Below are 15,881 nucleotides of genomic sequence, written 5' to 3'. Positions count from 1 at the left end.
TTTGATCCTCCAGGATCATCGTGCGGCGGGTAGTAGGCGGCGAATGATCAAAAACATCTCGCAGCCGAGACAGAAGCCGAAAGCGGCGTTGAGAAATGCGGCGAAAAGTGCCGCCGCGGTGGCCCCGAGGGCCAGCGGCGTGATCTGTGCGACGTATCCGACCAAGCCCACCGACGCGAAGGCGAGTCCGACTCCCTGCGCGAAGCGCGGCGGGCCGGCGTCCTCCAACGCCTTCGGAGGGCTCTTCACTATCCCTTTGAAAACCATTCCGTACGGCGAGAGGCCGAGAATGCCCAGTGCGAACGCCGCGGCCTGTACGGCCAGCAACCACGCGCTGCCCGTCATGAGGACGAGCGCGAGCACGACTGTCGTGACGGCCGCGGTGAAGCGTAGGGCTCGGGAATCAGCTTGCATCGCGTGATGCTCCTGAAGGGTTGTGCAGATCGGTGCGGCTCGACGGCCGCTTGAGATCGCCCTTTAGGAAACGCGACAGAGCGCGGTGGTCACGCGGCAGAAATCAACCGCGCGCCGCTTTGTGAGCAGCTCCGTCGTGGGGTTCATGTCCACGACATTACCCCGGCGTCCCGCCATCTGTCACATCCCTGTCCAATTTCTGAGACATGATCGCTTAAGGGGCGATAAGCTGCCCCGCTCACTCGCCGACCGCCAGACCGAGGGCGCCGATGACATCGGCCTTTCTGGGCTGGCCGGAGGCTCGCCGCACGACCCGCCCCGACGCGTCGAGGACGAGGACGGTGGGGGTGCGCAGGATGTTCAGCGACCGGACCAGATCGAGGCGGGACTCCGCGTCGATCTCCACGTGCGCGACGCCGGGCACCATCCCCGCCACCTCGCCGAGGATCCGCCGGGTCGCCCGGCACGGCTGGCAGAAGGAGCTGGAGAACTGCACCAGCGTGGCCCGCTCCCCCAGTTCCGCGTGGATGTCGCCGGACGTGAGCCGCTCCACCTCGCCCCTCACCTCTCGCGCCACGCCGTTCCGCCGCCGCATCACCACACCCGCGAGCGTGGCGAGGGCGAGGGTGACGACCACCACCGTCAATCCGGTCACGGAACACGACAACAGGCGGGCGCTCCGAGCCATTCCCGCACCGCTCACCCACCCGGCTCCGTTTCCGCGCACTGCGGGAACGTCCCCTACCCGGAACGTCCCTGCCGGGAAGGCACCCGGTCCCTGCCGGGAAGGCACCCGGTCCCTGCCGGGAAGGCGCCTGCCAGGAACGCCTCTCGCCCGGAACGCCCTCGCGTGCCTCGCGTGCCCCGCATGCCTTGTGTGCCCGCGTGCCCCGGCGGCGCCGGACAGGCTCAGGGGACGGCGACCGTGAGCAGCACCCGCCCCTCGGCGGTGGCGATCTCGAACGACGTGATGTGCTCCGGCGGGATCGTCGTGGTACCGGTGAAGGCGCCCGACTCGTCATAGGCGGCCCTGTTGACGGTCCAGTTGCCCGCCGTCTCCCTGACGCCGCCGTACCCGATCACATCCAACCGGCAGCGCGTGCCCTTGGCCACGCCGGTGAGCACGACCTTGACCGTGGTCGCCCCCTGTCCGGCGGACGCGGTCACCACCGCGCGGATCGTGCCCTTCTTCCCCGTGACCCGCAGGTCGCTCGGGGCGATCATGATCTGCGGGTCGACGCTGGGCGCCGAGGAGGGAGCGGCCTTGGCCCTGGCGTCGGGCACGGGCGAGGCGGGGAGGGACCCGGCCTGTCCCGGAGCCTCCTGTACCTGAGTGCTCAGGTCGGCGGCCGACGACTCCGGCGCGGCGGCCGACACGACGTTCTCCGGGGACCGGGTGACGGCCCACAGGGTCCCGCCGCCCAGCCCGACCACCAGGACCGAGGCCGCCAGGGCGAGCATCAGCCGGGTCGTGCGACGCCGCTTGACCTTGGCGCTGAGCAGCCGGTCGAGCACCACCGTGGGCGGGCTCGCCACCTGCGCCACGTCAGCCTCGGACACTCTGCCCAGGAACGTCGCCACCCCGCTCAGCTCGGCGAGCTCCGCCGCGCACTCCGCGCACTCGGCGAGATGGGCCTCGACGAGCACGCGCTCGTCCGGCTCCAGGGCTCCGAGCAGGTAGACCCCGAGCGACATCCGTACCTCGTCACAGGTCATCATGGCGCGAGCCCCCGCTCCTCCAGCGCCAGCTTGAGCGCCCGAAGCGCGTAATACGTGCGCGACTTAACCGTTCCGGCGGGGATGCCGAGCGACGCGGCCGCCTCGGCGACGGATTTCCCCTGGTAGTAGACCTCGGCCAGCACCTCGCGGTGCTCGGGCCGCAGCGCGGCCAGCGCCTCGGCGACCGCCCACGACTCCACCGCCCGCTCCAGCTCGTCATCGGCGGGCACCACGGCGAGCGCCTCGTCGCCCGTCTCCGGCGGGCGCGCCTTACGTGCCCGGTGCTGGTCGACGACGAGGTTGCGGGCCACCGTGAACAGCCACGCCCGGATGGAACGGCCGGCGAACGCGTTCGGATGGCGCCAGGCTCGCAACAGCGTCTCCTGCACGACGTCCTCCGCTCTCCCCGAGTCGCCCGTCAGCCGCAGCGCGTAACCGTAGAGTGGCCCGCCGTGCTCGTCGAAGAGCGCTCTGACAAGCTGCTCGTCGGCGGTTCCGGCTTGACTCACATCCCCACGACGTACGGCGGGACGATCCGGTTCAGACACGGGGCACGTTCAGCCTCTCAGAGGCACGTCGGACGCCTCACCCGAGATGCGCAGACCTTCGGGCACGACCTTGATGTCGGTCAGCTTGATGTCGTACGGCAGCTTCCCGATCGGGATCTGGAAGTTGATGAACCGCTCGGGATCGGGCACGGGGACGCCGCCGCCCAGGGTCACCTTCTCGGGGGCGAGCCTCAGGCCGCCCTCGACGATCTCGACCTTGAGCGCCGCCTTCACCGGCACCTTCTGTCCCAGCACGGTGATCTCCCCGCTGACGTTGAGCGCGTCGCCCGCGACATCGACCTTGATCCCGCGGGGCGCCCGCCGGCTGAGCGTCTCCACCGGGACGACCACCGTCCCCACCACGCGCTCGGCGCGCATGTCGACCTGCTGTGGGCGGAGCACCAGGTCCGCGAGCGGCGCGGTGACACCGTACAGGGTGAAGTCGACGCTCGACAGCGCGACACCCGAGACGGTCATCTCGCCCGCGGCGACCTTGACCTCCTCGTAGCGCCCGGCGATCGCCTGGGTCAGGAAGGGGATGCCCTCGATGGTGACCTCGGGTGGGGACTCCAGGTCGTACTTGGCCGTCGCCTGCGTGGCGATCTCGCGCTGGACTCCGGTGACGGCGACCCTGTCCAGGATCGCGACGAGAACGAGAAGCAGGACCAGAAAAGCGATCAGCTTGCGCATCCGACTCCCTGTTCATCCTCCGGCACGAGGGAGGCCCATCCGCATGACCTCCCCTGGCGATCCTGTCCGAAACGCGGCGTCGGCGGTAGCGCCCGATCAACCACCCGCGAAGGGCGGGAGCACCTCCACCGTCGCCCCCTCGGGCAGGACTATCGTCTCGTGCGCCCGCCGGCCCACCGGATCCCCGTTCACCAGGAACGACGACCGCCTCACCACGCGGGCCAGCTCCTCACGGCTCGATGTGATTTTCGTCATCAACTCGGCAAGAGTCTCGGCCTCGAAAGACTCCTCCGCGATTCCCGCCGCGTCTTTGGCCGCGGCCCAATATCTGACAGTGCCCGTCGCCACCTGTGCATCAACTCCTTGAACATACAAAGGGTTACCACACCATTACGGCGAATTCACCGGAGAACGGGTGTTCAGCAGGTGGACGTTCGCTGGACGCCTCATCCTCGTGGGTTATCCTCACGTATTACGGGACCTGGGCAACGTAGCCCCCGGGTCCTTACGTGTTTGTACGGCTATCGCCGACATGACGCGGGAAGGAGGCATTGTGAGCAATCTCCTACTGCTCACCAACGCCCTTGAGCCCTCTACTGAGGTGCTTCCGGCGCTGGGGCTGCTACTGCACTCGGTACGTGTTGTGCCCGCGGAGGCGTCCGCTCTGCTCGACGCCCCGCCCGCCGACGCGATCCTGGTGGACGCGCGCCGCGAGCTCGTCCAGGCCAAAAGCCTGTGCCGGCTGCTCCGCACCACGGGCGTTTCCTGCCCTCTGGTAGTGATCGTCACCGAGGGCGGTCTCGCCGGGCTGACCGCGGAGTGGGGTACCGACGACGTCATCCTCGACAGCGCCGGTCCCGCCGAGGTCGAGGCCCGGCTCAGGATGGCCGTGGGCAGGCTCAACCTGGCCGCCGCCGAGGAGGTGCCGGACGAGATCCGCAACGGTGACCTGTCGATCGACGAGGCCACCTACACCGCCCGGCTCCGCGGCCGCGCGCTGGATCTGACCTTCAAGGAGTTCGAGCTCCTGAAGTACCTGGCGCAGCACCCCGGCAGGGTCTTCACCCGCGCCCAGCTCCTCCAAGAGGTCTGGGGGTACGACTACTTCGGTGGCACCCGCACCGTGGACGTCCACGTCCGGCGGCTCCGCGCCAAGCTCGGCGCCGAGTACGAGGCGCTGATCGGAACGGTCCGCAACGTCGGCTACCGGTTCGTCCCCGAGCGCGGCAACGAGGCCGTCGAGGAGCGCGAGCCGGCCCGCCACTAGGGAGAGCGGTTCCCGCCCCGCGACGGTCACCGCGCGAGGCCGGAGAACAGGCACGCCTGGCGGCCTGTCCCACCGCGATCGGCACTGGCCTTCATCTGAGGCACCAGGTCGGCCGCCACCCGGCGAACTCGCGCGCCCTCGGTCGTACACATGCTCCCTTCTGCCGCCCGGCCTCGTGCCGGTCGCGAAGTGCCCGGCGAACTCGCGCACCCTCGGTCGTACACATGCCTCCGGCGCCCCGTGGGCACGGGTCCCCGACGTACGGCCGCACGGGTCCCCGACGTACGGCCGCACGGGTCCCCGATGTGCGGCCGGCAGCGGGGACAGTTGCTCAAGCACCCGCACCCGCCGGACCCACCGGAGGTGTCCGGCAGGTCTGACGCGCGCGCCGCGCCTTTCGCCCCTGTTACGGAGCGACCGTGATGTGGTTGGGAACCGGGGGAGTGATCAACGGGTTCGCCGCGAAGTGGGCGGCGAAGGCGTCGATGTCGAGCGGGCCGCTCCACAGGTCGGTGCCGCCGGTGAAGGCGAGGAACGCGTCACCGCCGCCGACGAGGAAGTTGTTGGCCGCGACCCTGATCGTCTGGGTGTCCGTCACGTCGACCCCGTCGATCTTCATGGCGGAGACCTTCGAACCCCACGCCGCGCTCGCACTGTAGGTGTAGGTGAAGTTCGACGAGGGCTGCAGGATCTTGGTGAACGCCTGGGCGTTGGGACCACCGGTGAACTGCTGCTCCAGAACGGTCTTGAGCTGCGCACCGGTGAGCGTGACCACCTGCATGAGGTTGTTGAACGGCTGGACCGTGAACGCCTCGCCGTACGTCACCACCCCGTCGCCCTCACCGGCGGCCGAGCCCGCGTAGGTGAGGCCGGCCCGCACGCCGCCCGGGTTCATCAGGGCTATCTGGGCGTTGCCACCGGTCCTGGTCGCGGCGAGCTGGCCGTCGGCGATGAGGTTGCCCAGGGAGGACTCGCCGGACGCGGACGCGGCGTTGGTGATGTCCGCGGTGATCCTGCCGATCGGCCTGTTGGCCACCGGCGCGACACGGTCCTTCCAGGTCTGGACGAACGTGCTGATCTCCGGGTCGGGGGTGACGGTCCTGGTCACGACCTGGTTGTCGGCCACGACCGAGGAGCGCACGACGTCGCGGGTCCTGACGTCCACCTGGAAGTCGACCTTGGTGATGACGCGGCCGAAGGAGCCACCCTGGCTGTAGAGGCGGCCGGCGCCCTTGGGGTCGACCACCGTGCAGAGGTAGGCCTGGTGGGAGTGGCCGCTGAGGATCATGTCGATCTCGGCGTCGACCTGCGTGGCGATCCGGTTGCCCGTACCCGGCCGGGCGCTGCAGCTGTCGGGCGACTGGCCCGCGGTGACCTGGTCGCCCTCGTGGACGAGCACGACCTGGGCCTTGACCCCAACGAGCTTGAGAAGCCTGGACGCGACGTTCGCGGCCTTCACCTCGTCGATGAACTCAAGGTCCTTGATGCCCTCGGAGGTGACGATGCTCGGGGTGCTCCCGGTGACCAGGCCGATGAAGCCGACCGGCACGCCGTTCATCCAGCGGATCGCGACCGGGGGCAGGGCCGGGATGCCGTAGTCCTTGAGCAGGGCGCGCAGCGAGGCGGTGTTCGTCCCGCCCAGGGCGTCCAGCGCCTGCCTCTCCGCGCCCTGCGCGGGCCGCTTGAAGAGAACGTTCGCGCCGAGGTAGCTGTAGTTCGCGCCCTTCCACCTCCCCGCGGGCGAGCAGCCGTCCACCGGGTGACAGCCGCCGTTCATGATCCGCCTGAGCTCGGCGTATCCCTCGTCGAACTCGTGGTTGCCCACGGCGGAGGCGGTGACGCCGACCTTGCCGAGAAACTCCACGGACGGCTCGTCGTGGTAGGCCGCGGAGATCAGGGGGGTCGCGCCGATCAGGTCGCCCTGGGCGACCTTCAGCGTGTTCTTGTCGGACAACTGCTTGAGGTGGGTGGCGACGTACACGGCACCGCCCGCTTCGACGGTGGCGCCGGTCTCGTCCACCATGCGTCCGGACGAACCGGTCGGCGGTTCGAGGTTGCCGTGGAAGTCGTTGAGGGAGAGCAGGCGGACCGGCACCGTCTTGGCAGGCTTGTTGACCGCTTCGGCAGGCCCCATGGCGAGCGCGACACCGGCACCGGCGAGCACGCACGCCATGGCCAGCCGCAGGAAGGAACGAGACATCATGGTCCACGACACTAAAGGGACTATCTGTGCAGGGAATGTCCGAGAGATAACGATTCACCAGGCCGGTAAATGGCGGCTTTTGCCAGTACCCGGTGCCCCCACGAGATACATACCCGCCTAGAGTCCACAGCATGAAAGCGCGTGTTGAACACCGGGGACTGCTCGGCGAACAAGAGGTGTCCGAGGTCCTCAGGGTGGTGGATGCGGCCACGAAGGCCGACGGGGTCCGGCCGGTCAACGAACATGTCATGCTGCACCTGCGCTACGGCGGCGACGAGCGGGCGAGAGCCGTACTCCTGTACGCCGGGGACGACCTGGCGGGCTACGCCCACCTGGACCCGACAGACCCCGTCGAGGGGCCCAGCGGAGAGCTGGTCGTCCACCCCGCCTTTCGCGGGCGGGGATACGGAAGGCGGCTGCTGCGGGCCGTGCTCGACCACGCCGGCGGGCGGCTGCGTCTGTGGGCGCATGGCGGACACCCTGCGGCCGATGCCCTCGCCCTGTCGGAGGGGTTCGAAAGGGCCAGGTCACTGTGGCAGATGCGCCGCTCCCTGTCCGTCGACATCGGTGATTTCGACCTCCCCGAGGGCGTGCGGCTACGCACGTTCGAACCCGGCACCTCAGACCAGGAGGCTTGGCTCGCCCTCAACGCCAAGGCCTTCGCCCACCACCCCGAGCAGGGGGCGTGGACGCTTGACGACCTCAAGCTGCGCGAGCGGGAACCCTGGTTCGATCCGGCCGGATTCTTCCTCGCCGTACGGCCCGGCGGCCCCGGGGGCGGTGACCGGCTGGTGGGTTTCCACTGGACCAAGGTGCACGGCGACGGCGACCACACGCACGACCCGATCGGCGAGGTCTACGTCGTCGGCGTCGACCCCGCCGAGCAGGGCGGCGGCCTGGGCAGGTCACTGACCCTGGCGGGCCTGGCCCACCTGCGGTCACGGAACCTGACCCACGTGATGCTGTACGTCGACGAGAGCAACTCCGCGGCGATCCGCCTGTACAAGGGGCTGGGCTTCACCCGGTGGGACATCGACGTGATGTACCGGAAAAACAGCACCTGACGGTCCTCAGGCGGGCCAGGTTCCCCCGAGGGACCTGGCCCGCCCTCGGCGGCAGGACTACTCGATCATCCAGTGGAGCGCGAAGTAGGACAGCGCGGCGACGAGCGCGGCTGCCGGGATGGTGAGAATCCAGGCGGTCACGATGTTGCCCGCGACCCCCCAGCGCACGGCCGACAGGCGCTTGGTGGCGCCGACGCCCATGATCGCGCTGGTGATCGTGTGGGTGGTCGAGATGGGGGCACCGAAGCCGATGGCCGCGGTGTAGAGCACCGTCGCCGCGGCCGTCTCGGCGGCGAATCCCTGCGGGGGGTCGAGTGCGATGATCCGGCGGCCGAGCGTCCGCATGATCCGCCAGCCTCCCGCGTACGTGCCGAGCGAGATGGCCGTGGCGGCGGCGAGGATGACCCACTGCGGGATCGGATCGCCGTCATTCTGGTAGCCGCCGACCACGAGAGCCAGGAAGATGACGCCCATGGTCTTCTGCGCGTCCTGGAGACCGTGGCCCAGCGCCATCGCCGCCGCGGAGACGGTCTGCGCGTGCCGGAAGCCCCGGTTGGTCTTCGACGGCTGGGAGCGCCGGAACCCCCACAGAATACCGATCATGATGAGCCCGGCAAGGCTGAAGCCGATCACCGGGGACAGGATCATCGGGATGACGACCTTCTCCAGCACCCCGTCCCAGTGCACGTTGCTCGCCGAGGCGAGCGCGGCACCGACCAGGCCGCCGATCAGCGCGTGACTGCTTGAGGAGGGAAGGCCGAAGTACCAGGTGACGAGGTTCCAGGTGATCGCGCCGATCAGGCCCGAGCCGACGATGACGAGGCCGTGGCTTCCCTGCGGAGCGTCGATGATGCCTTTGCCGACGGTCGCGGCCACCTGTGTGCCAAGGTGCGCGCCCAGGAAGTTCATGGCCGCTGCCATGAACAGCGCGGCCCTCGGCGTCAGAGCGCGTGTTGAGACGGAGGTCGCGATCGCGTTCGCGGCGTCATGGAAGCCATTGGTGTAGTCGAACACCAACGCTATGACCACCACGCCGATGACGAGTGCGAGCGTGAGATCCACTTAGCTTTCCTTGACCGCGATCGACTCGATCGTGTTGGCCACGTGCTCGAAGGCGTCGGCGGCCATCTCGAGCTGATCGATGACCTCCTTCATCTTGAGCACCGTCAACGCGTCGTACTCCCCGCCGAAGAGCTTGGCGAGAAGGCGGCGGTAGACCTGGTCGGCCTGGTTCTCAAGCCGGTTGATCTCGATCCAGTACTCGTTGAGGTTCTTCATCGAGCGCAGCCGCGGCATGGCCTCGGCGGTGAGCTCCGCGGCACGTTCCAGAACCTCGACCTGCCGGACCACCTCTTTGGGAAGGTGATCGATCTGGTACAGGACGATGAGGTCGGCGGCCGCCTCCATGTAGTCCATCACGTCGTCGAGGTTCGAGGCGAGACGGTAGATGTCCTCGCGGTCGAAGGGGGTGATGAAGCTCTCGTTGAGCCGATTCATGATCGCGTGAGTACGCTCGTCACCGGCGTGCTCACATGCGCGCATCTTCTCGGCCAGAGCTTCCCTGTCCGATCCGTCGCTGATGATCTCTACCAGCAGACGGGACGCTGTGACGAGGTTGTTCGCCGAATCTGCGAACAAGTCGTAGTAGCTGTCCTCACTTGGTGTGAGACGGAGGCGCACGTCGTTCTCCAGATGTGCGGGGATGGTCCGCAGAGAAGGGTACGGGTTACCAGCGGAAATGCGAACTTCACCCGCTAGACACGCACTCTTCCCGATGTCGCTACCCGGCGACACACAGCTTGAGGCAGCCTTGAGGGCATCTTTCCGCTGACCGTTTTGCTGGTTTTCGGCCACAGTATGTCGAAGACAGAGCAAGTATGGGACTTCTCTACCCTCAAACGCCATCCCGCGTGTTGCCCGTACTCCCGGCCGGACCCCCCGCTCTCACCGGGTTTCCCTCCGGTTCCACCAAGGTCACCGGAACCGGCCGACCCCTGCGGAAAATCAGGGTGATTTACATCACGGTCACTCACTGAACCGCATTTGGACTGCTCACCGCAACCCTCCTCGCCCCCACCCGCGGACTGTCACTCATCCCCGTTCCCGTAGCCTTCCGTCCCCTCAGAGTCCCGGATGCCCCTCTTCTCCGGAAGGTCCCTCTTCCCCCGAGGGTCCCCGCCGATTCCTTCGGAAGGCCCCCGCCGGCTCCTTCGGAAGGCCCCCGCCGGCTCCTTCGGAAGGCCCCGACGACGCGAAGGTTCACCCGCCACGACACCCGATCCGGCATGAAAATTCACCTTGAATTCATCTTTAGTTCATCTCAAGCCGGAAATGCGCCTTCACTGGGACCTGATCCCGCTGAAGAGCAGATGCCGGACCTCAGATCGGCGTCCGGTGAAAGTTGAGGTACGAACGGCTCGGCGTCGGCCCCCGCTGCCCCTGGTAACGCGATCCGTACTTCGCCGAACCGTAGGGATACTCCGCCGGCGAGCTGAGCTTGAACATGCAGAGCTGTCCGATCTTCATCCCGGGCCAGAGCTTGATCGGCAACGTCGCGACGTTGGAGAGCTCAAGCGTGACGTGCCCGCTGAAGCCCGGGTCGATGAACCCGGCCGTGGAGTGGGTCAGCAGGCCGAGCCTGCCCAGCGAGCTCTTCCCCTCCAGCCGCGAGGCGATGTCATCCGGCAGTGTGACGACCTCGTACGTGCTCGCCAGCACGAACTCCCCCGGATGCAGGATGAACGGCTCATCCTTCTCGGGCTCGACCGTCCGCGTCAGATCCGGCTGCTCGACGGCCGGATCGATGTGCGGGTACCGGTGGTTCTCGAAGACCCTGAAGTAGCGGTCCAGGCGTACGTCGACACTGGACGGCTGGATCATCTCCGGCTGGAAGGGATCGATCCTCACCCTCCCCGTCTCGATCTCGGCAACGATGTCACGATCGGAAAGCAGCACGTGAGGCAACCTACCAACGCCACACCCTCCCCGGGGCGGCGGCGCATACTCCCGATCTCGCTTCCCAAGGTGGGCGAGAGTCACCCAACTTTCCGCTACAGTGGTGGAGCGGAACACCGCTGCGGGTGTAGTTCAATGGCAGAACATCAGCTTCCCAAGCTGACAGCGCGGGTTCGATTCCCGTCACCCGCTCTGATATCAAAAGCCCAGCTCAAGAACGTGATCTAGAGCTGGGCCTTTCCTCGTTCCCCTGGCGCCGACGACTCCCGAGCAAGGCTGTCGCAGCTGAAGACCGCTACTGCGGAAGGAGCAGCGGAAGCTTACAGACTGAGCCTAGAAGTGGCCGCCTGCAGCTTATGCGTTCGTGAGCTGTCGGTGATGCACCGTTAGAGGCTCGATTTCAGTGGTGTCGTCGTCGACGACGAGCTCGACGCGGAACCGAACCCCCATTGCCGCACCGAGGCGCAGCAGTGTCGCTATATCCGGAATGCCACCACCGCCCTCGATGCGAGACAGGGCGGGCTGGGACATCCCGGAGCGCTCCGCTACGACCTTCTGAGACAAGCCTCGGCGCTTACGGATCTCACGCAACTGGTCTCCAAGCTCCAGGTCACGGCCTGCCTGCTCGTACTCGGAGTGGGGCTGCGCATCCGCCTCCATCTCGCGCAGACGCTTCGCCTTGTAGGTCTCCCAACGGCTGTGCCCCATCATGCGCTCCTCTCGAACACGTGCGTGGTGGTTAAGTCGTGCTCTGCCTCACACCGCTTCTTAGCAGCGATCGCTCGGTCGATGTCGGTGGTCTGTGTCCCATCCTGTGTCTTACGGAAAACCGTCAGGATCACAATCACCTTGTTGGACGGCTTCCAGAAGGTCAACCGCCAGGTCGTGCGGTCGAGAGCAACACGCAGCTCGTGCACCCCTTCGGCATCCTTCAGCTTCTTCACGTGATCCCCATCAGGGATGCCACCAGTGACGAGGTAGTCGTCTACGTTCCGCATGACCCGCTGATAGAGCGGAAAGGAAAGTCCGTCCAGCCAAGACTCCACCTCCGGCTCCAGGTCGATCTCCCACTGAGACATACCATCAATAGTATATGCACTCGATGGTAACCCGCGGCGGAGATGAGCACCAGGCCTGACCTCGTGTCCACTCCTCGATCTTGGTTGCCATCCCAGATCAGCCGCTATGCCCTCAGCTGAGCCCTTGGCCTAACTGAGGCGATAGTTGGCCCCGCCGGCCGTCCGCTAGGCCTGTACGGGGTTGAGGTCAGGGGGATTCGCTGCGTGGTGGTTTGCCGTCCTGGTAGGCCATCGCCATGGCACGTGGAGACTTCACCGATCACGCTGGCGCATGACCCCGTGCCCGTTGCGTGCCCGTCAGGAGGGGGAACAAGGGGGACTCACGGGGAACCACGGATACTCGGCCCCCTCCTCCGCAGGTCAGCCCTCTCCCAGCTCAGCCACCAGATGCGTTAGAGACTTCCCAAGCTGACAGCGCGGGTTCGATTCCCGTCACCCGCTCCACTCATGAAAGCCCAGGTCACGGATGAATTCCCGACCCGGGCCTTAGTCGTTTCCAGGACTTTTCGATCTTCTCGGGTCATTGGCTTTCACCCTGCGAGAGCCTTACCGCGTGGGCGAGCGCGGCTGTGAGTCGATGACCCGTAGTGGAAGCCAACTGGAGAGGCCGTGGCAGACGAAGCGTTCTACCTGAGATTTCAAGGCACCGCCCGTGACAGGTTACGTGATCGGGTAGGCGTCTTCCAGTTCATGGCGATCGGCCGGGAGAAGCACTTCAGCCACGACCAGGGCGTGACCGGCCGCGTCACGTACCGCCGCGTACACGCACAGCAGCGGGATGTTCTTCGGCATGCCGAGTCGCTTGGCCTCCTCGGTGGTGGGCATGCGCGCGACGATCTGTTCCACGATGTGGTCGAAGCGCACCCCCTTTCGCGACTGGAGATGCTCGCGAAGCCCTTCGGGCAGTGGGTCGGCGCTGGTCAGGTCGGTGCCCTCGGGCAGCTCCAGCGGCAACCACACCGAGACGATCTCGGTCGGTTCGCCGGCCCGGCTGACCAGGCGACGCCGCAGGAACGCCTTGCTCTTCGGGGTGATGTCCAGCAGGGCGGCGACCCGGTTGGGCAAGGCCAGCGCCGCCGCTTCCAGCACCTCGCCATCGGAGGCACTCTCGGGACCGGTCAGGTACGCCTGTCCGGGGCGAGGCTGTTCCATCGTCATCGCCGGACGACCACGTACGAAGCGTCCCTTGCCCTGCTGGGAGTCGATCCAGCCCTGTTCGTACAGATCCCGGCAGGCGGAGAGAGGGAAGAAGGACGCTGCGGCTGCATGGGGTGGGCCGCGCGCCGCTCTGCTGCCTGCCGGGATGTCGAAGAGCGCGACGGAGCAGCGGTAACGCTCTCCAGCACCCTCCGCGCTGGAGGACACCGCCCCGCCGCGCCCGCCTATCGACCGGCGTAGTCGGCCAGTACCTGGGCCGCGCCCGCCACGTCGTTGATCGGGTGGCGCTTCTCGGCCGACTGCCAGGAGTGGAAGGCGCCGCCGTAGCCGACGAACACCCACACCGGCAGGCCGACCTGTGGACGGGGAATCATCAGCGCACTGTCGTTGTCGCGCAGTTCGGCCCGTACACCGAGCCGCAGCAACGCGTTCCGCAGCCGAGTGAGGGCAAGCGCCTCGTTCTGCCGGCGTTCCTGCTGTAGGCAGGCCGCAGCGGCCTGCATGATCGGATTCATCTCACGTTCCTTTCGACCCGGCCGGTTGCGAGGCAGTCGAGACATTCCTGTTCTCCCTGCGTCTCGTGATCACCACTGCTCTCGCCGACGAGAAGGGCACGGCGCGAGCTGCGCAGCTTGGTACCACGTCCCCGGCACGCGGGGCAGGGGCGTGTCTCGCTGGTCTCCTCTGGCCGGGTCACCGTCGCCATCTCCTCGGATTGATCCGCGCTCCCTGCGGCGGAAAGCGGGCTGACGTACCGTGTTGCTCGATGGCAAGTCCACCGGCAAACGGAGCGTGACGGGACCCCTGCGCAGCCCCCTCTCCGCTCCCCTCTTGACTCCCCCTGCCGAGAGGAAAGGCTGTAGATGCCCGAGAAGGCACTGAATGCCCTGCTACGGGCATGGCGCAACGCCAACCGGCTCACCCGAGTCGAAATGGCCGACCAGATCAACGCCACCCCGACCGGAATTGCCGACCCCCTGGCCTGTGATCAAGAACGGGTCCGACGCTGGGAGACCGGAGACGTCAGGTGGCCCAGTACGCCCTACCGCCTGGCCCTGACTCAGCTCACCGGCCTGACACCGGAGGAGCTGGGTTTCTCCCGCCCTGTACGTGACGAGATCGTGAAAACACCTCCAGGCACCGCGGTTCCCGTCCTGACCAACGCTCCCCAAGGCGATCCGGCCCCTGATCACATGGGCGGCGTCACCTCACAGGTGGAGGAGGCCGAACTGCGCCTTGCCACCGATCGGCACATCACCGCCGCCCTCGACTGGCTCGACCAGCAAGCCGGATGGGAGCCAGGCGGCAGCCGGCTGTCCGAACCCATGGCATGGCTAGCGGAACATCCGGATCACTGGCGCACAGAGTGCACCGGGTTCGGCTTCAACCTCGTCAGCGGCAACTTCGAGTTCGCCTCGCTCATCGTCATCGACAACGAGGAATGGTGGACCCGCTTCGGCGGCCACACCACCGCGAACTGGGAATCCAGCGGCATGCGGCGCTACTCCACCCTCGACACCGACCTCATCGCCTCGCTACTCCGCGACCCCGCCTGGAGCAACGAAGGCCTGTTCGCCCTCTCCGAAGGACTCCGGCGACTCAGTGAGATCGGCGGCAGCCGCGTGAACCTACCGACCATCGAAGTGGAGCTATAACCATGGCCGACAACTGCTACACCGGCAACGCCACCAATGACGCCGACCAGTACCGGGGCTGGCTCATGGGCCACTTCGTCGACCCCGGAGCCGGAGGCATCCGCTCCACCGACGCGCTCGAAGTGAAGTGGGGCATCCACCCCGCCGGCCAGCAACGCCCCGAGTGGACTGCCGACGACCAACGCACTACTCTTCTGCTGCTGATCCAAGGCCGCTTCCGCCTTGACCTCAATCTGGGTAGCACGACCCTCGAACACCAAGGCGACTACGTCGTCTGGGGACCCGGCATCGACCATTCCTGGCAAGCCGAAGAAGACTCAGTCGTATTGACCGTTCGCTGGCCATCAATGCCGTCGAAGTAACATGCCCGGCCAGGTGCGATGCAGCGATGCTCAGCACTGCCGAGTTGTTCTCAGGAGGTATCTACAAGGGCACCGTCGCGCCGCCACCGCCCAGGCCCGCCCCCAAGCCCCGAACGATCACCGCGTGGATCGTGAGCCATCCTGATCATCTGCGACTCGACGACGCTCTCGACCTCAAGCAGGTCCGCGAAGCCTGCCCCGAGCTGGATGCCACTTTGCGCCATGTCCGCACCTTCGCGGTCATGATGCGTGACCTACGCGGTGATCGACTGCCCGGCTGGATCGACGGAGTTCACCACGACGACCTGCCCCACCTGCACCGCTTCGCTGACGGCCTGCGCTACGACATGGACGCCATCGTCGCCGGCATGTCGCTTCCCTGGAACTCCGGCCAGGCCGAGGGACAGAACACGCGAGTGAAGTTGATCCAGCGGCAAGGCTATGGGCGAGCTAACTTCGATCTGCTCCGAAAGCGGATCCTGCTCCGGACCTAAAAGTCGACCATCCCGAGATCAGCGACAGAGCCCGTTTCCCCGTACATACCTCTGCACGCCGGAGAGTACGCCGACACCACCCGGGGTACTGACGGTCGCGCCGCCGGGCGCCGATGGAGGACCGGGTCAGGCCGGACCCGGGTCGTCGGCGGGCCCGGCGGCAGCTCGGCGAGCAACGAGCCGAACGCTTTGCCATACCGCCACAGGTCGGAGGTGACCAGGGCAACCACGGTCATCTGACTGGCCCAAACCACAGGTCAACCGCCCTACGAG

20 protein-coding genes and 1 tRNA gene are annotated in these 15,881 nt (G+C 67.0%); 6 read left to right on the top strand and 15 right to left on the bottom strand.

Going from position 1 to position 15,881, the window contains the following annotated elements:
• Positions 1–15 precede the first annotated feature (15 nt).
• From OG884_RS20895 to OG884_RS20870, 7 genes are all read right to left on the bottom strand, one after another.
• Entirely contained in the window at positions 16–414 is a 399-nt protein-coding gene (locus OG884_RS20895) for a DUF4395 domain-containing protein (protein WP_326635326.1), read from the bottom strand.
• A gap of 63 nt (positions 415–477) precedes the next feature.
• Positions 478–561 (bottom strand): putative leader peptide, encoded by an 84-nt coding sequence (locus OG884_RS37550; protein WP_362807785.1) that lies wholly within the window; start codon positions 559–561, stop codon positions 478–480.
• Positions 562–652: 91 nt separating this feature from the next.
• Entirely contained in the window at positions 653–1,069 is a 417-nt protein-coding gene (locus OG884_RS20890) for a TlpA family protein disulfide reductase (RefSeq protein WP_442811495.1), read from the bottom strand.
• Between the two features lie 254 nt (positions 1,070–1,323).
• The gene (locus OG884_RS20885) at positions 1,324–2,133 is read right to left on the bottom strand and encodes an anti-sigma factor family protein (RefSeq protein WP_326635324.1); all 810 of its coding nucleotides are present in this window, start codon (positions 2,131–2,133) and stop codon (positions 1,324–1,326) included.
• On the bottom strand, positions 2,130–2,642 hold the full coding sequence (locus tag OG884_RS20880) for a sigma-70 family RNA polymerase sigma factor (protein WP_030924537.1): 513 nt from the start codon (positions 2,640–2,642) through the stop codon (positions 2,130–2,132). The genes OG884_RS20885 and OG884_RS20880 overlap by 4 nt, the downstream gene beginning before the upstream one ends.
• A gap of 48 nt (positions 2,643–2,690) precedes the next feature.
• Positions 2,691–3,371: an LmeA family phospholipid-binding protein gene (locus OG884_RS20875; RefSeq protein WP_326635321.1), complete on the bottom strand. Its 681-nt coding sequence runs from the start codon at positions 3,369–3,371 to the stop codon at positions 2,691–2,693.
• Between the two features lie 96 nt (positions 3,372–3,467).
• Entirely contained in the window at positions 3,468–3,719 is a 252-nt protein-coding gene (locus OG884_RS20870) for a MoaD/ThiS family protein (RefSeq protein ID WP_326635319.1), read from the bottom strand.
• A 205-nt stretch (positions 3,720–3,924) separates the two neighbouring features.
• Between OG884_RS20870 and OG884_RS20865 the strand changes: the two genes are divergently transcribed.
• Complete coding sequence (locus OG884_RS20865; RefSeq protein ID WP_326635317.1) at positions 3,925–4,638, top strand: winged helix-turn-helix transcriptional regulator; 714 nt, start codon at positions 3,925–3,927, stop codon at positions 4,636–4,638.
• A gap of 406 nt (positions 4,639–5,044) precedes the next feature.
• On the opposite strand, the gene OG884_RS20860 is transcribed toward OG884_RS20865, so the two are convergent.
• Complete coding sequence (locus OG884_RS20860) at positions 5,045–6,841, bottom strand: bifunctional metallophosphatase/5'-nucleotidase (protein ID WP_326635315.1); 1,797 nt, start codon at positions 6,839–6,841, stop codon at positions 5,045–5,047.
• Positions 6,842–6,972: 131 nt separating this feature from the next.
• Here OG884_RS20860 and mshD point away from each other — a divergent pair, with 131 nt between their 5' ends.
• Positions 6,973–7,905 carry a mycothiol synthase gene (gene mshD / locus OG884_RS20855; RefSeq protein WP_326635313.1) on the top strand — a complete coding sequence of 311 codons (933 nt, stop codon included), beginning with the start codon at positions 6,973–6,975 and terminating at the stop codon, positions 7,903–7,905.
• 57 nt (positions 7,906–7,962) lie between these two features.
• On the opposite strand, the gene OG884_RS20850 is transcribed toward mshD, so the two are convergent.
• From OG884_RS20850 to dcd, 3 genes are all read right to left on the bottom strand, one after another.
• Entirely contained in the window at positions 7,963–8,967 is a 1,005-nt protein-coding gene (locus tag OG884_RS20850) for an inorganic phosphate transporter (RefSeq protein WP_326635311.1), read from the bottom strand.
• A complete protein-coding gene (locus OG884_RS20845) occupies positions 8,968–9,585 on the bottom strand; it encodes a DUF47 domain-containing protein (protein WP_030924556.1) in 618 nt (205 codons plus the stop codon). It abuts the gene before it with no gap.
• 699 nt (positions 9,586–10,284) lie between these two features.
• Complete coding sequence (gene dcd, locus OG884_RS20840; RefSeq protein ID WP_326635309.1) at positions 10,285–10,860, bottom strand: dCTP deaminase; 576 nt, start codon at positions 10,858–10,860, stop codon at positions 10,285–10,287.
• A gap of 121 nt (positions 10,861–10,981) precedes the next feature.
• Between dcd and OG884_RS20835 the strand changes: the two genes are divergently transcribed.
• Positions 10,982–11,052, top strand: a tRNA-Gly gene (locus OG884_RS20835).
• Positions 11,053–11,214: 162 nt separating this feature from the next.
• Here OG884_RS20835 and OG884_RS20830 read toward each other — a convergent pair.
• The 4 genes from OG884_RS20830 to OG884_RS20815 all read right to left on the bottom strand — a co-directional run bounded on the left by OG884_RS20830 (position 11,215) and on the right by OG884_RS20815 (position 13,612).
• Positions 11,215–11,571: a helix-turn-helix domain-containing protein gene (locus OG884_RS20830; protein ID WP_326635308.1), complete on the bottom strand. Its 357-nt coding sequence runs from the start codon at positions 11,569–11,571 to the stop codon at positions 11,215–11,217.
• Positions 11,568–11,939 (bottom strand): type II toxin-antitoxin system RelE/ParE family toxin, encoded by a 372-nt coding sequence (locus tag OG884_RS20825; protein WP_326635305.1) that lies wholly within the window; start codon positions 11,937–11,939, stop codon positions 11,568–11,570. The genes OG884_RS20830 and OG884_RS20825 overlap by 4 nt, the downstream gene beginning before the upstream one ends.
• A 660-nt stretch (positions 11,940–12,599) precedes the next feature.
• A complete protein-coding gene (locus tag OG884_RS20820; protein WP_326635303.1) occupies positions 12,600–13,304 on the bottom strand; it encodes a GntR family transcriptional regulator in 705 nt (234 codons plus the stop codon).
• A 17-nt stretch (positions 13,305–13,321) separates the two neighbouring features.
• Positions 13,322–13,612 (bottom strand): hypothetical protein, encoded by a 291-nt coding sequence (locus OG884_RS20815; protein WP_326635302.1) that lies wholly within the window; start codon positions 13,610–13,612, stop codon positions 13,322–13,324.
• 348 nt (positions 13,613–13,960) lie between these two features.
• Between OG884_RS20815 and OG884_RS20810 the strand changes: the two genes are divergently transcribed.
• Genes OG884_RS20810 through OG884_RS20800 form a run of 3 tightly spaced genes read left to right on the top strand, consistent with a single transcriptional unit; the run spans position 13,961 to position 15,608 of the window.
• Positions 13,961–14,752, top strand: a complete 792-nt coding sequence (locus tag OG884_RS20810; protein WP_326635300.1) for a helix-turn-helix domain-containing protein — start codon at positions 13,961–13,963, stop codon at positions 14,750–14,752.
• A 2-nt stretch (positions 14,753–14,754) separates the two neighbouring features.
• A complete protein-coding gene (locus tag OG884_RS20805; RefSeq protein ID WP_326635298.1) occupies positions 14,755–15,114 on the top strand; it encodes a signal peptidase I in 360 nt (119 codons plus the stop codon).
• Between the two features lie 26 nt (positions 15,115–15,140).
• Positions 15,141–15,608: a transposase gene (locus OG884_RS20800; protein WP_326635296.1), complete on the top strand. Its 468-nt coding sequence runs from the start codon at positions 15,141–15,143 to the stop codon at positions 15,606–15,608.
• The last annotated feature ends 273 nt before the right edge of the window (positions 15,609–15,881 follow it).

The sequence above is a fragment of the Streptosporangium sp. NBC_01755 genome (assembly GCF_035917995.1).
Taxonomy (GTDB): Bacteria; Actinomycetota; Actinomycetes; order Streptosporangiales; family Streptosporangiaceae; genus Streptosporangium.
Note: the sequence above shows the minus strand (reverse complement) of the source record. Positions and strands in the feature narration are given on the sequence as shown.

Excerpts from the sequence above, each read along its gene's own strand:
- OG884_RS20830 (WP_326635308.1), bottom strand. The coding sequence starts at position 11,571 with ATGATGGGGCACAGCCGTTGGGAGACCTACAAGGCGAAGCGTCTGCGC.
- OG884_RS37550 (WP_362807785.1), bottom strand. The coding sequence starts at position 561 with ATGAACCCCACGACGGAGCTGCTCACAAAGCGGCGCGCGGTTGATTTC.
- OG884_RS20800 (WP_326635296.1), top strand. The coding sequence starts at position 15,141 with ATGCTCAGCACTGCCGAGTTGTTCTCAGGAGGTATCTACAAGGGCACC.
- OG884_RS20875 (WP_326635321.1), bottom strand. The coding sequence starts at position 3,371 with ATGCGCAAGCTGATCGCTTTTCTGGTCCTGCTTCTCGTTCTCGTCGCG.
- OG884_RS20815 (WP_326635302.1), bottom strand. The coding sequence starts at position 13,612 with ATGAATCCGATCATGCAGGCCGCTGCGGCCTGCCTACAGCAGGAACGC.
- mshD (WP_326635313.1), top strand. The coding sequence starts at position 6,973 with ATGAAAGCGCGTGTTGAACACCGGGGACTGCTCGGCGAACAAGAGGTG.
- OG884_RS20805 (WP_326635298.1), top strand. The coding sequence starts at position 14,755 with ATGGCCGACAACTGCTACACCGGCAACGCCACCAATGACGCCGACCAG.
- OG884_RS20810 (WP_326635300.1), top strand. The coding sequence starts at position 13,961 with ATGCCCGAGAAGGCACTGAATGCCCTGCTACGGGCATGGCGCAACGCC.
- OG884_RS20895 (WP_326635326.1), bottom strand. The coding sequence starts at position 414 with ATGCAAGCTGATTCCCGAGCCCTACGCTTCACCGCGGCCGTCACGACA.
- OG884_RS20825 (WP_326635305.1), bottom strand. The coding sequence starts at position 11,939 with ATGTCTCAGTGGGAGATCGACCTGGAGCCGGAGGTGGAGTCTTGGCTG.
- OG884_RS20860 (WP_326635315.1), bottom strand. The coding sequence starts at position 6,841 with ATGATGTCTCGTTCCTTCCTGCGGCTGGCCATGGCGTGCGTGCTCGCC.
- OG884_RS20885 (WP_326635324.1), bottom strand. The coding sequence starts at position 2,133 with ATGATGACCTGTGACGAGGTACGGATGTCGCTCGGGGTCTACCTGCTC.